The sequence below is a fragment of the Bradyrhizobium sp. 179 genome, assembly GCF_023073535.1.
Classification (GTDB): domain Bacteria; phylum Pseudomonadota; class Alphaproteobacteria; order Rhizobiales; family Xanthobacteraceae; genus Bradyrhizobium.
The window spans coordinates 26,597-41,639 of record NZ_JADPJR010000066.1 but is presented as its reverse complement, the minus strand read 5'-3'; the positions used below and the strand labels follow the sequence as shown (position 1 = coordinate 41,639).

Sequence of the window (15,043 nt, the reverse complement as noted above, 5' to 3'; positions counted from 1 at the left end):
CGGACTCAGTGAAGGCGCGGCGCCAGGTGCCGCGGCCCTTTTTGATCAAGGTTCGACCTCCAGGCGGCCCGCGAGGTCCCAGATCCACCTCACAAATCGCCAAATGAATTTCACCGCCCAGCCCAGCACCCAACAGGCAAACACAAAGGCTGCGAGGAAGAAGACCCAGCCGGGAAGTTGCGGAACGAAGGCGATCAGGCACAGAACGCCAAATCCCATCGCAATCGCATCCAGGTGCGGCGTGTCGTCGCTTTCGTCCGGATCGGGATAGCTCATGCCGACACCTTCATCGCCGTGAAGGTCTTTGCGTCGTGCTTGGCGCGGCACTCGTCGCGCTTCTCGAGGACGCGGGCGAGCTCCTTGAGCGTCGCCTCCTCAGTGTCGACCTTGTTGGCTTGGGCCAGGGCGAGCAGCGTGACCTGGACGCCTGCGACCTCCTGCGGGAGCTCGCCGACCTTGCGATCGCGGTATTCGTGAGCCAGAAGCGCACAGGCGTCGCCGTAGGGCAGGCGGGCCGCGCGGACGAGCTCGCAGGCCTCTTCGAAGAACCGAAGGGCACGCTCGCGCTGATCGTCCTGATTGCGCTCGCCGAAGACGATCTTGCCGGTCTCGACGGCGTGCTTTTGCAGGTCTCGGAGGTGCATTTCGCTGTTCTCGCTCGCTTGTCAGTGCTGACTTATACTATAGCGAGCGAAAACTGGATTGCGCGCGGAATCTCGCTAGGAGCTCTTGGATCTTACGACCTTCCGGGAGATGATCGCGCCGCCTAGGGCGCGAATCCGCTTCGCAGCCTCATCCGCCAGTTCCTTGGTCGGATAGCGATGGGTCCGATCCTTGTTGCTTTTCGGCGGGAAGTATTTGATAAGCCAATACTTATCCTGCTCCAGGAGAGCCTTCTTACGCTTACCGTAGCGCTGAAATTTCGCCTTTTCCTCGCGCGCGATGAACTCGCGCCCCTTGGCCATGTTTGCAGGATCGAGGATGAATTCGATCAGCCTCAGTTGCAGACGTTCCGGAAGACGGTAATCGAATCCGACCTTTGCGCCCTTGAGCCCGTGTGCCTCGACGAACAGTCCGACAAGATAGAGCCCCATCTTGCGCTGGCCCGGCATCCGCTGCCGAACGATCATCGATCCCCAAAATGTAGGCTCTTTCTTCATTAGACCTTCGATTTGCCCACCTGGCGCCGGAAATACTGGAGCGGCAGATAACGCTGTAGGGAACCGCCGCGGCTGGCGTAATTGTAGACTGCCGAGTCCGAGAACCACTTGTCGATCGTGGTCAGGTAGCGGTCGCCGGTTCCGCGATCAAGCACGCCGACGAACTTGATGCCGCGCGCCCGGCAATTGATCAGGTCCGCCTCGTCGATCGCCCAGCAAGCCTTGCCCTTACGGATCGCCGTGGAGATGTCGGGCTCGCCCTGAAGGAAGATGCCCTGGAATCGCTTGGAGCTGTTCCGATAGGCCATGTAGAAAGTGGTGCCGTCCGCGTTGGTGTAGTAGGCGCCGAAGGTGCGCCTACCGTTTTTGTTCAACAGGACGGAAAGGGAGGACGGTCGCGGCATTGAGGTTCCAAATGCCCTGCTGGCCTCGCACCGGCACGGGCTCGTCAAGCAATTCAGGGTCGCGGGTGCGCCAGACGTGGCGCTTTGGGCCGTAGTCGCCGTAGAGGATCTCCTCTTCGGTCAGATCGTCGATCTCCTCGTCATAGGGGTCTGACGAGTGGATCAGGACCGAGCCGACCAGGAAGCCATTCGGCATGTCCTCGAGCTTCTCGGGCAGACCCGTCTCTCGGTAGTAGGACTGGAATTTCTCGTCGGCGAACAGCGTGCGCTGCGTCGGCGTGATGACCTTGGTCGAGGCGATGTAGAGCCGCGTGCCGACGATCGAGGCCGGGCAGGGGTAGGGCCTGGTCTCGTTCATCTTGAACCCGTGAACCAGAAGCAAGGCATACGGATTCCAAATCGACAGCACCTTCATGAGCTCGCCCTTTGCAACTTCGCGAAAACCTATCCGCTTAGGTGCTTCGGGCCGCTTTGTGAAGGGCTCAGCCGAAGCCTTCCCTGATGTCCTCTGTTCCTGCTGCAAGCTCCTCGATCTCCTCTAGTCGCGTGACGCCCGGCTGGCGGTTCTTCATGTCAAGGTCTTCCCAAACGATCGGGGTGCCCTCGGCGATCGCCGCCTTAGCCAGCGTTTTGGCCTGGTCAGGGTCGGCAGCCTCGATCGAGAAGTCGCCGTATTGAACGACCCTCGTCCAGCGTTTGACCCTGACCAGAAACAGCGGCATCAGGCGGCGATGTCCTCGGGCTTACCCTCTTCGTCCTCGCCCGGCATTTCAGCCGCGCTCAGTGCCGGAGGCTCATAAGCGGCCGGCAGCAGCTTCAGGAGCTCGCCGAACTGCTTGTTCTTCTCGATCTCTCGGGCGAGCGTCTCCTTGTGGATCGACTTGCCCTGCCAATCGACGAACGAAGCCCGATTGCCAGCGCCGACGGTGAGGATCTTCTCGCCGATCAGCCAATCGATCAGCGAACGCTCCACATCGAAGCGACCGGACCCGTCGGGCTGGAACATGAAGCGCCACTCGGCTTTGCGGAACGGGCGGGCGACCTTGTTCTTGATCACGCCGGCGCTAATCTGCATACCGAGAACCTCCTTGTCCTCCTTGGACTTGGTGATCTTCGCGGCCGCGCCCAGCATGATGCGCTGCGAGGCATAGAACTTCGGAGCTTCGCCGCCAGGGGTGGTGCGGGGATCGCCATACATCACGCCCAGCTTCATGCGGATCTGGTTCAGGAAGATCACGCAGATGCCGAGCTCCTCGGCGTAGAGGTTGAAGGCGGGCATCGAAGCGGACGTGGCACGAGCCAGCGCGGTGTTGTCGTGCATCGACTTCTTGCCGAGCTCCTTCTCCTTGCCGGTTTTGGCATCGAGCAGCACCGACGACGGCACCTGGGACGCGAGACTGTCGAACACGGCGCAGAGCGGGGCGTCCTTGGGGATCAGCTTGTTCTCGCGGACGTGCTTGGCCACGAGGACCACCATCGAGAGCGATTCCTCAAAGGTGCGCGGCTTCTTGTAGATCCAGCGACCCTTCGTGGTGTCGAGGCCCAGGCCACGACCCTGCTTCTCGTCGAAGGAATGCTCGTGATCCATGAACATCGCGATGCCGCCCTGCTTCTGGGCCGACGCCATTGCATAGGTCGCGATCGCGGTCTTGCCGGCGGAGGGCGGGCCAGCCAGCTCGATGATGCGGCCGACGGGGAAGCCGCCGTCCCACTTGTTCGAGAGGGCGTAGTTGAACGGCGGATAGCCGGTATCGAGGAACTGCGTGACGGTGGCGGACTCGTCGTTGCCTCCGATCAGCTTCTCGAGGGATTTTGCGATGTCAGCAGCGGATGCCATTATTCACTCCTATTCGGCTTCCAGGAAACCGGCGTCCTTGATGAAGCCGGTGGCGTCAGGTTTTTCGGTCACTTCGTCGCCGGCGGCGCGCGGCGGCTCGGTCTCGATCCAGACCGGCTCTTTCGTGCCGACCAGGCGGCCGTTGGGCTTGCGCCACTTCGGCGGGGGTTTGGTTGGGTCTTTGGGCTCTGGAGCAACTTCATACAGCGGCGCGACCTTCGGCGGCGGGGGCGGAGCCGGCTCGTCGTCGAGGGCTGCGATCGCCGCGAGCTCGTCGTCCTCGTCATTCTGGGGCTGTGGGACTGACGGCGTCGGCGGGTTGTCCAAGGTGCCGGTCAGCGAGCCGTGGATGATCTTCTCGGCCTGAATGGTCAGGGCCGGCGGCAAGCCACCGCCCGGAAGGACGATCTCGCTGGGGATCGGCGGCGCCGCAAGCGAGAACACCGAGCGCTTGGCCTTGCCGAGATCGGTGATCATGTCGTTGACGCGGGCGTGCAGATAAGCCGCGAGCTTGGTCTGGGCCTCGGGGTCGAGCACGTCGGCCATCTTCTTGCTGTCGCGCACGAGCGCCTGCATCGCCTTGTCGATCTTGCCGACATAGGTCTCGAGTATCGCGGTTTGCTGGTCGGCTGGGAGCTTGGGCACGTCAGTCCTCAATGCGGTTTCGAAGGTAGTTAAGCACGCGGCGGCGCGCACTTTCCGGAAGTCGTCTCATTGCCTCCATGCAAATCGAGACCACTTGAAGTTCCTCATCCTGCTGGCGCGGCGCGCAAACTGTGATGAAGGCGGACTCCGGCTCACTCTCTCGCTGTTCTGGCGTTGTCATGCGGCCATAAGCTCCTGTTTCGGCATGAACGGCTGGAGCCAGCCGTCCAGGTCGCTGGTGATGGAATTGAACAGCATGTCCTTGCAGAAGGTCTCGAACGCGATCGGATCGAGGGGCTCCTGTTCGGACTTGAGCGCGATCACCGCCGGCCGCTCCGTGGTGCGCAGATCCATCAGGCGCATGTTGCGCCGGAAAATCTCCTGCTTCTCGTCGCTCTCCGAGAAGTCGCGCAGCGCCTTGGGCAGCTTCGCGGTGTCGATCGATTTGTCCGCGCACTGGTTGATGAAGGAGGCGAACGACCCATACGCATGAACGAAGTCGATCGCCCCTTTGGGCCCGATCTTGCCGACACCGGGGATATTGTCCGAGGTGTCGCCCATCAGGCACTTCATCTCCAACCAGGCACGCGGCGAGGGAACGCCAACCCATCCCTCGATCTGTTTGCCGTCCTTGACGACGGTCATATCCTTCTTGTTCGGGTCCCAGCCGAGCTTGTCGGGCAACGTCTTGAGCGTGAGCCGATAGTCGCGCACCGGGTCGATCCAGGCGACGTTGGATGAGATCAGCTGCACCCAGTCCTTGTCGCCGGAGATCAGCACGCCGCGCTTGCCCGTCTTTTGCAGGCGCTCGGTGATCATGCCGGCGAGGTCGTCGGCCTCGTAATTGAGGGCCTCCATCTGCTTGATGCCGAGGAGCTTGATCGCCTGCTTGATGTAGGGCAGCTGCTTTTTGAACTCCTTGCGGAGCTGTTCGGCCTTGAGCTCGTGGGGCTTCGTCGCAACCTTGTTGCGGTTCGCCTTGTATTCTTCGAAGGCCATGTGGCGCCAGGACGCGCCGTCCCATAAAATAACAGGCTCGAGCATGGTGTAGATCGCCATCATCGGCCGGAGCGTTCTCAACATGCCGAAGATGGCTTGAGTCGGCAGATCACCCACTCTCAACGCACCGCCATTATTGGCCGCGTGAGCGATGTTCGAGCCGTCGATCAGTAGCAAACCGCGCTTCACACATGCCTCCAGGTCCGCCCCGAGCGGATCGCATCGATAATCCATTTTGTTGTCCCGAATTCGAGAGCAACATCGACGGAGCGCGGCTCCGTCTTTAGACGGGCTTTGATCTTCCGGACCGTATCCTCGTCGACCTTGGCCTGCGGATGCGTTTCTCCGACAGGCATCGTTCCATGACGCTTTCGGTCACGATTGTTTTGGGTCGGCGTGCCCCAGTAGAGGTTATCGAGCCGATTGTCGGTGCGAATACCGTTGTCGTGACAACCCTCTTCATTTGGGCCTGGTGGTCCGCGAAATGCGCGCAGCACGAGCTGGTGAACGCTGTAGTGCTTTCGGTCGCGCAAACCGACGCGGTGATAACCCTTCTTGCTCAGATAAGGCTTGAGAATTCCGCCCCGCTTCCGGCCTCCGCCATCAATGCGCTCGACTGCGCGCACCCGACCGAGATCAGAGACCTCGTAGATGCCGACAAAGCCGGGAATGGGAAGCCAACGTTCAGTCACAACTGTCTCCTGCGAGCAAAAGGGCGCCCTGGTGACGCATCGGGGGGCACAGCACATCACCAGGGCGCGGTCGTCGGGGCGTTGGGGGCCGCCCCGAAGCTCTTACGAGTCCAGATCAGCCAGCAGGCTGTCGATCTCGTCCGCCGGCAGGTCGGCGTTGAAGGCATCCTTCGAGACGGTGCTCTCGGCGGCTGCCTTCTTCTTGGCGGCGAACTCGGCAGTTTCCTTCTTCTCGGCCGCGAGCTTTGCAGCGGCAGCCTTCTTCACAGCGTCCGCGTTCGCAGCAGCTGCGGCCTTGTCGGCTTCCGCCTTCTTGGCAGCCTGGGCCGCCTTGAACTCGCGGAATTCGCGGAGCTCGCGCTCCTCGTCGGTCTCGGCCTTGGTCTCTTCGACCACAGCTTCCTCGACGACCGTCTCGCTCTCGGCTTCGACCAGCGCTTCGGCGACTTCCTCGACTTCGGCGTCTTCGACCACCGCAGCCGGCTTGGTCAGCAGGGCAGAGCGGGCCGGGGCAGCCAGACGAGCACCCGTGCCGACGGTGATGCCGGTGACTTGGGCGATCGCGGTGAGCGCCTTGGTCTCTTCGCCGCGGAAGAACTGAGACTCGATCCAAGCCTTCAGGTCGTGCATGCCTTCGAGCACGGACTCGTCGACCGGCTGCGAGCGCGGAGCCAGCATGACCGTATACTTGGTGTCGATGCCGCGACCACGGCGCTCGACAACGAAATCCTGACCTTCCTTGAGGTCGAGGAGATCCTTATCGGCTTCCATGTATTCGGCGATCATGCCGGAGATCTGACCCCAGACCGACGACTTGAGTTCGACGATCTGCGGCTCGTCGGACTTGTTGGTGCCCGAGCGGACGAGCGCGTTGACGATGACCGTCTTGCTGGCCTTCCACTCCTTGATCAGCTTGATCTCCTCGTCGGAGGTCGCAGCTTCGGTCGCCTTGGCGATCGCGGTGCAGATGGGGCAGGGCTGGCCGTGGACCTCGTCGTGGCAACCCACGACAGCGACGGGCTTGCCGTTCACTTCGGTCTTGATCCAGTGGACGCCCAGGTCTTCCCAGAACTGGGAGCCATCGGGCTTGGCGAGGACGCGGATGGTGGTCTTGCCTTCGCCGATCGAGACGGACTTGCCGGCTCGGGAGTGCTTGTTCTTCGAGGACTTCACAAGCTTGAGGAGTTCGGGGGAGAGGGTGGGCACTTTGGTTCCTTTGGTTCAGGGTTGGGTCGTAACTGCCGGTCGCTAATTAGCGATTTCGCTATTGAGCTATAGCGTTCACGTCTCGGATCTCGCTCTCTTTCTTGATCCGGGACGTGATTTCTTCAGGAGGTCGGAGAGAGCCAGGCGCGGATGCGGGAGCGCGGATAGACGCTCTCGGCCACGCGATTGCGGTGGTTGCCGCTGATCACGATCGGGTCGCCGTTCTTGGTGAAGCCGGAGACCACACCAACATGCCCGCCGCCGCGCCGGCCCATCGTCACGACGGCGCCGACCTGCGGAGCGACGCGCTGATGGCGCTCCCACGACAGAGCGCGGTCGTCGACGTCCTTGGCGCCGGTGAGCTTGCGCAGGAACGCCGAGCACCAGAGATTGGTGCGGACGCCGACCTCGCGGGCGGTGTCGCCGAGATGGGCACGAGCGCGGCCGACGATGTCGCTGGATGCCGCGAAGAACGACCCGAACGTCGGGTAGGCCTCCTGCTGCGGCTGCACGATCCGGACATGGGATGCGTGGTGTCGGTGGTGGCGCGGGCGGGCCTCGGCCATGGTTGTCAGGGCTGACTGTATCGCGAGGGCGCAGACAAGCCCCGTCAGAAGACGCTTCACTGTTAACTCCGTGTTTTTCTTGGGTTTTAGCGCTTGTAAGCGCGCTGGTTGCGATTGACCTGGCGCACCAGAGTCAACCATTCGATCGCCGCGATCACAGATCCGACGGCGATCCAGAGCGTCAGGCAGATCAACAGCCCGAGCACAAACAGGATAAAGGGCCAGGCGAAGACGACGCCCCATGAGGCGACGCTGGCAACGTGAAAGGTGGGGCCGATGAGGGCCCAGTGAACCAGGGCGCCAATCGCCAGATAGCCGCCCACGATGACGATGCCGCCGATCTTCATGCCGCGTTCCCTGCGAGCAGCTGCCGGCGCTTTTCGAGCATGTCGGCGGCGCCGGTCTTGATCGCGGTGTCGCGCACAGCGGCAACGCCCATGCGAATGTCGCCTTCCATCTCGACGCGGTCCTTGGCGCCGGCTGACATCAGCATCTTCTGGCGATCGTCGAAGGCCTCGTAGACCGCCTTTGCGACCTCGAACACCTGCTTCGCCTCGTTGATGGCGAGCTTGATCGCCAGGATGGTGCGGTGCGCATTCATCTCCTGCTCGAGGAGCTTCTCGGTCACCTTCACGCCCTGCTTGGTCAGGTCGTCGCGGATCTCGCGACCGACCTTGCTCTCGGCCGCTTCCAGCTTGAGCTTGAGGTCCGCGACCTGGCGCTCGGCCTGGGCCTTGAGCTCGCCGTAGTGGATGCGGAAGGACATCTGGTCCTGGAACGCGCTCGACAGGTCGGCGAGCGAGAACGAAGCGTCCTTGCGGGCCTGGGTTCCGTCGATGAAATTCTTGACCGCGATCCTCGGGGTCGGCTTCGGGGCAGGGGCGGGGGTCGTCGTGTCGGTGTCGCTCATGTGGCCCTCTTAAGTAAGTCAGTGCTGACTGTCAATGCAGACTATAGCGAGATCAGTCTGGATTGCGCGTGGAATCTTCGAGCCGTTGCAGCTCCTGCTCGTAGTATTGGAACAGTCCGACGATCATGTTCCAATCGCGCGGATGACCGCGGCGCAGGTTGCGTCGGTAATACTCGACCTGGGATCGGACGAACTCGATGCTCATTCGATGAAACTCGCGACTGTGGCGAACACCTCGTCCATGAGCACCTGCTTGTCAGGGTCGTGGAAGATTTCGCCGGGGTTGAAACCGATGACGAAGTTGGCGTCATAGCGCTTGGAGTAGATCACTTTGCCTGCCTGGTCGGACGCCTTGCCCTTGAAGTCGGGGAAGAAGTGCCGGACCGCGGTCGAGCCGAGCAGCACGATCGCCGGCGGCTTGAGCAGGTCGATCTCCTTGTCCAGGTAGCCGACGTATTTGTTAATCTCCGCCGGCGAGACCTGCTTGCCTTCCTTGGGGCGCTTGATCAGGCCCGTCCAGTAGGCGTCGGCGCGCTCCAGGCCGGCATCCGACAGCGAGCAGGCGACGGAATGGAAGTTGTCGCCCCAGGAGAACGCGCCGATCTGCTCCTCGGAGCGGCTGGGCGCGTCGAAGATCACCATGAATTTGGCGTTCTTGCCCATCGTCGGCTTGACGCCCTGGCCGTCGCCGCCCTCCGCCTGGCGGTATTCGGTCACGATCTGGCCCAGCTTCGCCTTGGTGAACTTGTCGGCGTGCATTTCGCGGTTGACCGGGACCACCTCGATGATCAGTCCAGGGATCAATTCCTTCTGGGCTGCGATGCGGCTGGGATCGTTTGCGGCCGGCTGGGTGGGTTCGATGCGCGCGAACGCGCCGACCGCATCCAGCGCCTCGACAACCCGCTTGTTGCAGACCCGGCGCTCGACCCGCGCGACGAACTCCTTCATGGTCCGGAAATCGCCATCCTCGCGCGCCTTCAGGATCGCGGTGCGGGCCTTCTCGGACACGCCCTTGACCCGGTCGAAGGGGATACACAGGCTGGTATCGGTCAGGATCTCGAACTGGCCCGTCGAATAGTTGATGTCCGGCATCAGCATCTTGATGCCGAAATTGGTGGCGTCCTTCAGGATCGCCGGCAGCTTGTCCTCCTTCATCAGCGACAGCGCCGCGGCGAAGAACTCGACCGGATAGTTCACCTTCAGCCACATCGACTGGTAGGAGATCAGGGTGTATTCGACCGAGTGCGACTTGTTGAAGCCGTAGCCGGCGAAGCCCTCGATCTTGTCGAACAGGTCTCCGGCCCACTCTTTGTCGCAGCCGATCGTCTTGACGCAGCCGTCGACGAACTTGCCGCGCTCCTTAGCCATTTCTTCCGGCAGCTTCTTGCCCATGATTTTGCGCAGCTTGTCGGCGTCGGGCGCCGAATAGCCGGCGATCACGCGCGAAATCTGCATGACCTGCTCCTGGTAGACGATCACACCGAAGGTCGGCTTTAGGATCGGCTCCATGAGCTCGTGGTCGTATTCGACGGTCTCCAGGCCCTGCTTGCGCTTCCAGAAGCTGTCCATCATGCCCGACTCCATCGGGCCCGGCCGGTAGAGCGCGGTCGCGGCCGTGATGTCGTCGAAGGTGATGCCGGTGTCCTTGCCGAGCTCCTTGAGCAGGCGCCGCATGCCGCCGCCCTCGAACTGGAAGATGCCGGTGGTCTTCGCTTCTGCGAAAGCCTGGAGCACCTTTTCGTCGTCGAGCGGAATCTGCATCAGGTTGACCTTCTGCGAGTGCCGCTTGCGGATATATTTCAGCGTCAGGTCGATCAGGTCGAGCGTGGACAGGCCGAGGATGTCGACCTTGACCAGGCCCTGATCCTCGACGATGCGCTTGTCCCAATTGACCGTGGCGCCGTCCTTGCGCCGCTCGATCACGCCGCGCTCGACCAGGTCGCATCCGGCGACCACGACGCCGGCGGCGTGCCGGCCCAAGATGTTCTGAGTTCCTTCGAGACGAACCATAACGTCCCACAATGGCTTGTAGCGGTCACGGAACGCTCCTATCTCCGGGGTGATCTCGGCTGCTTTCGGTAGGGAGACGTTGGCGCCGTGCTCCTTGGGAGCATACTTAGAGCAAACATAGTCAAATTCGGAGAGTCCGAACGCCTTGCCAATGTTACGAATGCTCGAAGCGGCAGCGAGCTTGCCGAAGTTAGAAATGCCCGCCACGCGCGCCTGACCGTATTTGCGAACGAGGTAGTCAATTACTTCTCCTCGGCGTTCGGACATGAAGTCGAGGTCGGCGTCGGGCAAGTCGATACGGTCGGGGTTGATGAACCGCTCAAACAGAAGCCCGAACCTAATAGGATCACAGTCGGTAATCCCAACAAGATACGCGACGAGAGAGCCTCCGACCGATCCGCGGCCGGGACCCACCAGAATTCCGTTCGCTTTCGCATAGTTGACAATATCCATCACGAGGAGAAAGTAGCCGGAGAAGCCGAGTTTCTTGAGAACCTCGAGCTCGTAGGCCAGGCGGGGCTTGTAGACGTCGGTGAGCTCCTGGGTGGAGGGCCGATGTCCGAATGCAGTTGTGGTAAAACGCTTGCTCCAGCCGGCCTTGCAGGCCTCGACCAGTGCCTTGAACTCGTCGGGCGCCATCTGGGGCAGCGAAACGGGCTGTTTCGACCAGATGTAGCTCACGCGCTCAGCCAGCGCGTCGGTGTTGCGCACGCCTTGGGCCAGTGTGGGACCCGCGGTGATCCCGCGCTTCTCGAGCCGTGACTTGAGCGCGGCGAGCTGGAGCACGAGACCGCGATCGTTCAGCGGGTAGAGATCGCGGAAATGCGGCTGCTCGATCCAGAGCTCGGTCATCTTGGTGTTGTTCGACACGGCGTTCATCACGTCGCGGGCGTCGGCTTCGTTCTCGCCGTAGAGCACCGGACGGGTGACGAGCGGGAAGCATTTGAACTTTTGGCTCAACGTGACAGCCCGCGCGTTGATGGTGTCGTAATAGGGCGTGTCGATCGGGGTGATCTGGGCGAAGATCGTGACTGGGGTGGTCTTCAGCCAGTCGTCGATAATCGCCTCGCCATTGGGGTGAGTTAAAATGCTCTGGGCGTCACCGGTCGTCAGAGCTAGATCCTCATCGCCAAGTTTGGCGAGTTCGGCCTTCAGATCCTCAAATGATAGCTTGGGATCGAAATAGAAGCGCTCCTCGGAGTTGGCGAGCGTCAGCAGCCGAAACAGCGCCTTGAGGCCCGCCTCGGACAGCACATACGCGGTGACGTAATATTCCGCCGGTGCCTTTTTGTCGTCCTTGGTCTTGCGCCAGGACGGATCGTCGACCAGGCGCAGCCGGCAACCGATGATCGGCCTGATCTCGGCCTTCTTCGACCGGTTGGTGAAGTCGATCATGCCGGTGATCGTCATGGTGTCGGTGAGCCCGACGACCTTGGCGCCGGCCTCCTTGGCCTTTTTCACCAGATCCTCGACCGTGAGAATGCTCTCGCCGATCGAGAAGTCGGAACGTGCCGCCAGAACCGTATGCACTAAACAACTCCCGTCTGCATGGTAATGAAACGCTGAACAACGGCCTTGACCTCGATCAGCGTCTTGGCCTTGTCGAGGGCGTCCAGCATAAGCGCCGTATTGATCAAGCGATTGCCCTCTTGAAGACCGATGCCGTGCTTATCCCGCAGGGTCTGCGGCGAATGCTTGCGGAGCTCCTCGCGACTAAGGTTCATTAGGCGCACTCCATATGGGTCGCGAAATAGGTGCCGACGAATGCGCCCGCGCACGCCGGAATGAGGAGCCAGGGGTCATTGCTGTAACCCATGACGCTGACCGCCCCGACACCGTAGAGCGCGGTTGCGAGCATGCTGGCGCGAACCGGTCGCTTGGCGACGGTCGCGCGGTTGTAGAGCGCCCAGAGGAAGTCGAGGAAGGCGACGAGCAGGAACACGCCGAGCCAGATCGACCAGGCGGGCCACACGAAGTCGGGCAGGTAGGGTCCGTAGTTCATGCCGCCCTCTCAATCGCGCGGTAATCCCAGTATTCCCACTCGACGAAATATTTGCCGCACTGCCGGCGGCGCTCGACGAACTCCAGCCACCGGCGGTCGCCCGCGGCAATCCGCACCGGGCGCCAAGCGAACCAGCGATGCCATTGGTATCGCCGCTTCCAGCGACGTTCGTTGCGCTGCTGTAGCCAATCGCAATTAAACCTCATGCCGCCCTCAACTTGATCATGCCGTCGACTTCCTCGATCGCGCCCACATGGGCGAGGATCTGACGGGCCTGAGTGACGTGTGCCGCGGTCGTCTCAGCCGACCAGGACAGCTTGTCGCGGAAACACTGGGTCAGGAGATCGCGACTGACGCCCTGCGGCAGCTTGAGCAGCAGGTGACAGGCGATCGCCAGGAAGGCCGGGCGCTTGCCGCGGAACGGGTTCTCGCCCTTGGTCAGCGCCTCGTTGATCTTGATACCCTCGCGCTCGATGTAGGCGATCCAGGCCGCGACCTTCTTCGGTAGCCCGTTGGTGAGCTCCATGACCGGGCCGGGTGCCGCGGGCTTCGGGGCGGCCTTGCGCTCCGGCACCACGACGCCGAGCTCCGCGCGCAGCATCGCAAGCTGAGCCTCGGCACGGGGCTTACAGGAGGCAGCGAAAGGGCAGGTGCTGCACTCCGCGGTGCCCTCCCGGAAGCACATGGACATGCCGTAGCATCCTGGAGCGAGCAGACGATTGGGTTCCATTAGCGCTTGATCCTGTCCATCTTGGCGAATGCGTCCTTGAGGTTGAATTTCGCCTCGAGCTCCTCGTTGATCTGGGTCTGCTCGCGGGGCGTGGCGCCCATGAAGCGAAACACCAGCGTCATGAGGATGCGCTTCGGCACCGGCGCGGCCGGAACGCCTCGCTGCATCGCGAACTCCTGACGGGCCTTGAGCGCCTGAAGGATGTCGACGAGCGCCTTGGGCGGGCTGTCGAGAAGCTCGACGAATTGGCGGGCCCGCGGCGAGAGCCGGGAGAGTTGCTTGGCGCGGCGATCGTTCTGCTCCAGAATGTCGTCGGGCAGGTCGGCGCGCTCGTCGGCAAACACCTCGTAGAGATCGCCATCGCCGTTTTCGCTATGCGGCTTGTCGAACTCCAGATGGGATGCGCTGTGTTCGCGGAGCTCCTTCTCGACCCAGCGATTGATGTGGTTGCGCATTCCAATGCGCAAATAGGCCAGGAACGGCACGCCGGAAGCCTCATTCCAGTTGTCGCGCGCGATGCACCAGGCGATCGTGCATTCCGACACAATGTCGTCGACCGTGATAACGGACTTTGCCGCCGTCACCCGGCGCAGCACGCGCCGAGCGAACGAATTAATGGCGGGCATCGAGTCCTCGATGCGCAGAACCATGTTCATCGCTCCGCCCCTTAGCCGAACAGACGCTGGGCATACTGGTCGACGACCTCACGATCGGTCGGCGACAAGCGGTTCGCGAAAGCGAGCGCCAGACCCTCGCGCCAGTTGCCGCCGGTGACGACACCGAACAGCGCGGCGTTGATCAATTCGCGCGGGCTCACCGTGTTGCTGATCTGCCCGCCGCTGAAGGACTTGCGGATCTCGGTCGCATACTGGACGATCTTGGTCGCTTCCTGCATGCGGATGCCCGACTTGCCGGCGACGACCGCGGCTTCGATCTTCGCGTCCATGTAGGGGACTTGCTTGGTGACTGCGAAGCGCGAGTAGTTCGCGGCGTTCTGGATCTGCGTGCCCTGGTAGAGGCCCGTCTCGTCGCCGCCGCCGTTGGTGTTGCCGGTCGCGACGAAGCGGAAGTTCGGATGCGGCTCGATCACACGCCACTCGGGCGGGGCGTCCTTGATGATCAGCGGCTTGCCTTCCATCACCGGCTGGTAGACGGCGAGCACGCTCGGCATGCCGAAATCGTATTCGTCGGCGCAGTAGACCCAGCCGTATTTCATGGCGAGGGCGAGGGGGCCGGGGTTGAACTTGGTGACGGCGTGGACGTGATCCTTGCCGTCGGGACCGACGGTGACCTCCGAGACCACGATATACTGGCCCGTGATGTGCGCCTCTTCGGTGTTGACCGTGTGCTGCACGCGCTGGAAGGGGCGGTTCGTGCGGGCGCAGACCTGCTCCCACTGCGTCGTCTTGCCGGTGCCATGCAGGCCCCAGAACAGCGCCGGCTTGTTGAGCTCGAGCGCCATCAAGGCGATCTTGGTCAGGTCGATGTTGAAGATGTAATCCGGGTCGATCTTGGGGACCCAGGCGAGATCATCGGCGGAGAACTCGCTGCGATCGTAGACGCGGGCGTCCATGATCTTGCCCTGGCTGTTCGTCACCGACGCGGCGGGGAAGCCAAACAGATCGGTCAGCGGCTGGCGGGCGCCGGCGTTGGCCTTCTCGGCCTCCTTGTCGGCGCGCTTCTTGCGGATCGCATCCTTGGCGATCTCCGACAGGAGCGGCGCGCTCGGGAAGCGGCGCTGATACTCCTCGAGGCTGACGCTCGGGTGATACTTCTTAAGGTGAAGTTCGATGGAATGGACCAGTGCGCTGTCCAGTTCGCACTTGATCTTGCCTTTGTCGCTCATTGTGACCCCGTGTGCTGTGCTGCTGATTTGCTATGT

At 62.2% G+C, this 15,043-nt stretch carries 22 protein-coding genes; all 22 read right to left on the bottom strand.

The window, feature by feature from the left end; genetic code table 11:
- Positions 1 to 45: 45 nt before the first annotated feature.
- Positions 46 to 276: a hypothetical protein gene (locus IVB12_RS15705; RefSeq protein ID WP_247300340.1), complete on the bottom strand. Its 231-nt coding sequence runs from the start codon at positions 274 to 276 to the stop codon at positions 46 to 48.
- Positions 273 to 644 (bottom strand): hypothetical protein, encoded by a 372-nt coding sequence (locus tag IVB12_RS15700; RefSeq protein WP_247300339.1) that lies wholly within the window; start codon positions 642 to 644, stop codon positions 273 to 275. The genes IVB12_RS15705 and IVB12_RS15700 overlap by 4 nt, the downstream gene beginning before the upstream one ends.
- 75 nt (positions 645 to 719) lie before the next feature.
- Positions 720 to 1,160: a hypothetical protein gene (locus IVB12_RS15695; protein ID WP_247300338.1), complete on the bottom strand. Its 441-nt coding sequence runs from the start codon at positions 1,158 to 1,160 to the stop codon at positions 720 to 722.
- Positions 1,160 to 1,534 carry a hypothetical protein gene (locus tag IVB12_RS15690; protein ID WP_247300337.1) on the bottom strand — a complete coding sequence of 125 codons (375 nt, stop codon included), beginning with the start codon at positions 1,532 to 1,534 and terminating at the stop codon, positions 1,160 to 1,162. The genes IVB12_RS15695 and IVB12_RS15690 overlap by 1 nt, the downstream gene beginning before the upstream one ends.
- The gene (locus IVB12_RS15685; RefSeq protein ID WP_247300336.1) at positions 1,518 to 1,979 is read right to left on the bottom strand and encodes a hypothetical protein; all 462 of its coding nucleotides are present in this window, start codon (positions 1,977 to 1,979) and stop codon (positions 1,518 to 1,520) included. Before IVB12_RS15685 ends, IVB12_RS15690 begins: the two co-directional genes overlap by 17 nt.
- A 67-nt stretch (positions 1,980 to 2,046) precedes the next feature.
- On the bottom strand, positions 2,047 to 2,286 hold the full coding sequence (locus tag IVB12_RS15680; protein WP_247300335.1) for a hypothetical protein: 240 nt from the start codon (positions 2,284 to 2,286) through the stop codon (positions 2,047 to 2,049).
- The gene (locus tag IVB12_RS15675) at positions 2,286 to 3,401 is read right to left on the bottom strand and encodes a DNA recombination/repair protein RecA (protein WP_247300334.1); all 1,116 of its coding nucleotides are present in this window, start codon (positions 3,399 to 3,401) and stop codon (positions 2,286 to 2,288) included. Before IVB12_RS15675 ends, IVB12_RS15680 begins: the two co-directional genes overlap by 1 nt.
- Before the next feature lie 9 nt (positions 3,402 to 3,410).
- The gene (locus IVB12_RS15670) at positions 3,411 to 4,046 is read right to left on the bottom strand and encodes a hypothetical protein (protein ID WP_247300333.1); all 636 of its coding nucleotides are present in this window, start codon (positions 4,044 to 4,046) and stop codon (positions 3,411 to 3,413) included.
- Positions 4,047 to 4,223: 177 nt separating this feature from the next.
- Complete coding sequence (locus tag IVB12_RS15665) at positions 4,224 to 5,234, bottom strand: 5'-3' exonuclease H3TH domain-containing protein (RefSeq protein WP_247300331.1); 1,011 nt, start codon at positions 5,232 to 5,234, stop codon at positions 4,224 to 4,226.
- Complete coding sequence (locus IVB12_RS15660; RefSeq protein WP_247300329.1) at positions 5,231 to 5,737, bottom strand: NUMOD4 domain-containing protein; 507 nt, start codon at positions 5,735 to 5,737, stop codon at positions 5,231 to 5,233. Before IVB12_RS15660 ends, IVB12_RS15665 begins: the two co-directional genes overlap by 4 nt.
- Positions 5,738 to 5,839: 102 nt before the next feature.
- Positions 5,840 to 6,943, bottom strand: coding sequence for a hypothetical protein (locus IVB12_RS15655; protein WP_247300327.1), 1,104 nt, complete (start codon positions 6,941 to 6,943; stop codon positions 5,840 to 5,842).
- 122 nt (positions 6,944 to 7,065) lie between these two features.
- The gene (locus IVB12_RS15650; RefSeq protein ID WP_247300325.1) at positions 7,066 to 7,569 is read right to left on the bottom strand and encodes a CHAP domain-containing protein; all 504 of its coding nucleotides are present in this window, start codon (positions 7,567 to 7,569) and stop codon (positions 7,066 to 7,068) included.
- A 26-nt stretch (positions 7,570 to 7,595) separates the two neighbouring features.
- Complete coding sequence (locus IVB12_RS15645) at positions 7,596 to 7,856, bottom strand: hypothetical protein (RefSeq protein ID WP_247300323.1); 261 nt, start codon at positions 7,854 to 7,856, stop codon at positions 7,596 to 7,598.
- Entirely contained in the window at positions 7,853 to 8,419 is a 567-nt protein-coding gene (locus IVB12_RS15640) for a hypothetical protein (protein ID WP_247300321.1), read from the bottom strand. The genes IVB12_RS15645 and IVB12_RS15640 overlap by 4 nt, the downstream gene beginning before the upstream one ends.
- Before the next feature lie 52 nt (positions 8,420 to 8,471).
- The gene (locus IVB12_RS15635) at positions 8,472 to 8,624 is read right to left on the bottom strand and encodes a hypothetical protein (protein WP_247300319.1); all 153 of its coding nucleotides are present in this window, start codon (positions 8,622 to 8,624) and stop codon (positions 8,472 to 8,474) included.
- Positions 8,621 to 11,959 (bottom strand): DNA polymerase III subunit alpha, encoded by a 3,339-nt coding sequence (gene dnaE, locus IVB12_RS15630; RefSeq protein ID WP_247300317.1) that lies wholly within the window; start codon positions 11,957 to 11,959, stop codon positions 8,621 to 8,623. Before dnaE ends, IVB12_RS15635 begins: the two co-directional genes overlap by 4 nt.
- Positions 11,959 to 12,153: a hypothetical protein gene (locus IVB12_RS15625; RefSeq protein WP_247300315.1), complete on the bottom strand. Its 195-nt coding sequence runs from the start codon at positions 12,151 to 12,153 to the stop codon at positions 11,959 to 11,961. Before IVB12_RS15625 ends, dnaE begins: the two co-directional genes overlap by 1 nt.
- A complete protein-coding gene (locus IVB12_RS15620; RefSeq protein WP_247300313.1) occupies positions 12,153 to 12,431 on the bottom strand; it encodes a hypothetical protein in 279 nt (92 codons plus the stop codon). The genes IVB12_RS15625 and IVB12_RS15620 overlap by 1 nt, the downstream gene beginning before the upstream one ends.
- Positions 12,428 to 12,637, bottom strand: coding sequence for a hypothetical protein (locus IVB12_RS15615; RefSeq protein WP_247300312.1), 210 nt, complete (start codon positions 12,635 to 12,637; stop codon positions 12,428 to 12,430). Before IVB12_RS15615 ends, IVB12_RS15620 begins: the two co-directional genes overlap by 4 nt.
- On the bottom strand, positions 12,634 to 13,122 hold the full coding sequence (locus IVB12_RS15610; RefSeq protein WP_247300310.1) for a hypothetical protein: 489 nt from the start codon (positions 13,120 to 13,122) through the stop codon (positions 12,634 to 12,636). Before IVB12_RS15610 ends, IVB12_RS15615 begins: the two co-directional genes overlap by 4 nt.
- A 38-nt stretch (positions 13,123 to 13,160) precedes the next feature.
- Positions 13,161 to 13,817 (bottom strand): sigma factor, encoded by a 657-nt coding sequence (locus tag IVB12_RS15605; protein WP_247300308.1) that lies wholly within the window; start codon positions 13,815 to 13,817, stop codon positions 13,161 to 13,163.
- 11 nt (positions 13,818 to 13,828) lie between these two features.
- Positions 13,829 to 15,007: a MoxR family ATPase gene (locus tag IVB12_RS15600; RefSeq protein WP_247300307.1), complete on the bottom strand. Its 1,179-nt coding sequence runs from the start codon at positions 15,005 to 15,007 to the stop codon at positions 13,829 to 13,831.
- Between the last annotated feature and the right edge of the window lie 36 nt (positions 15,008 to 15,043).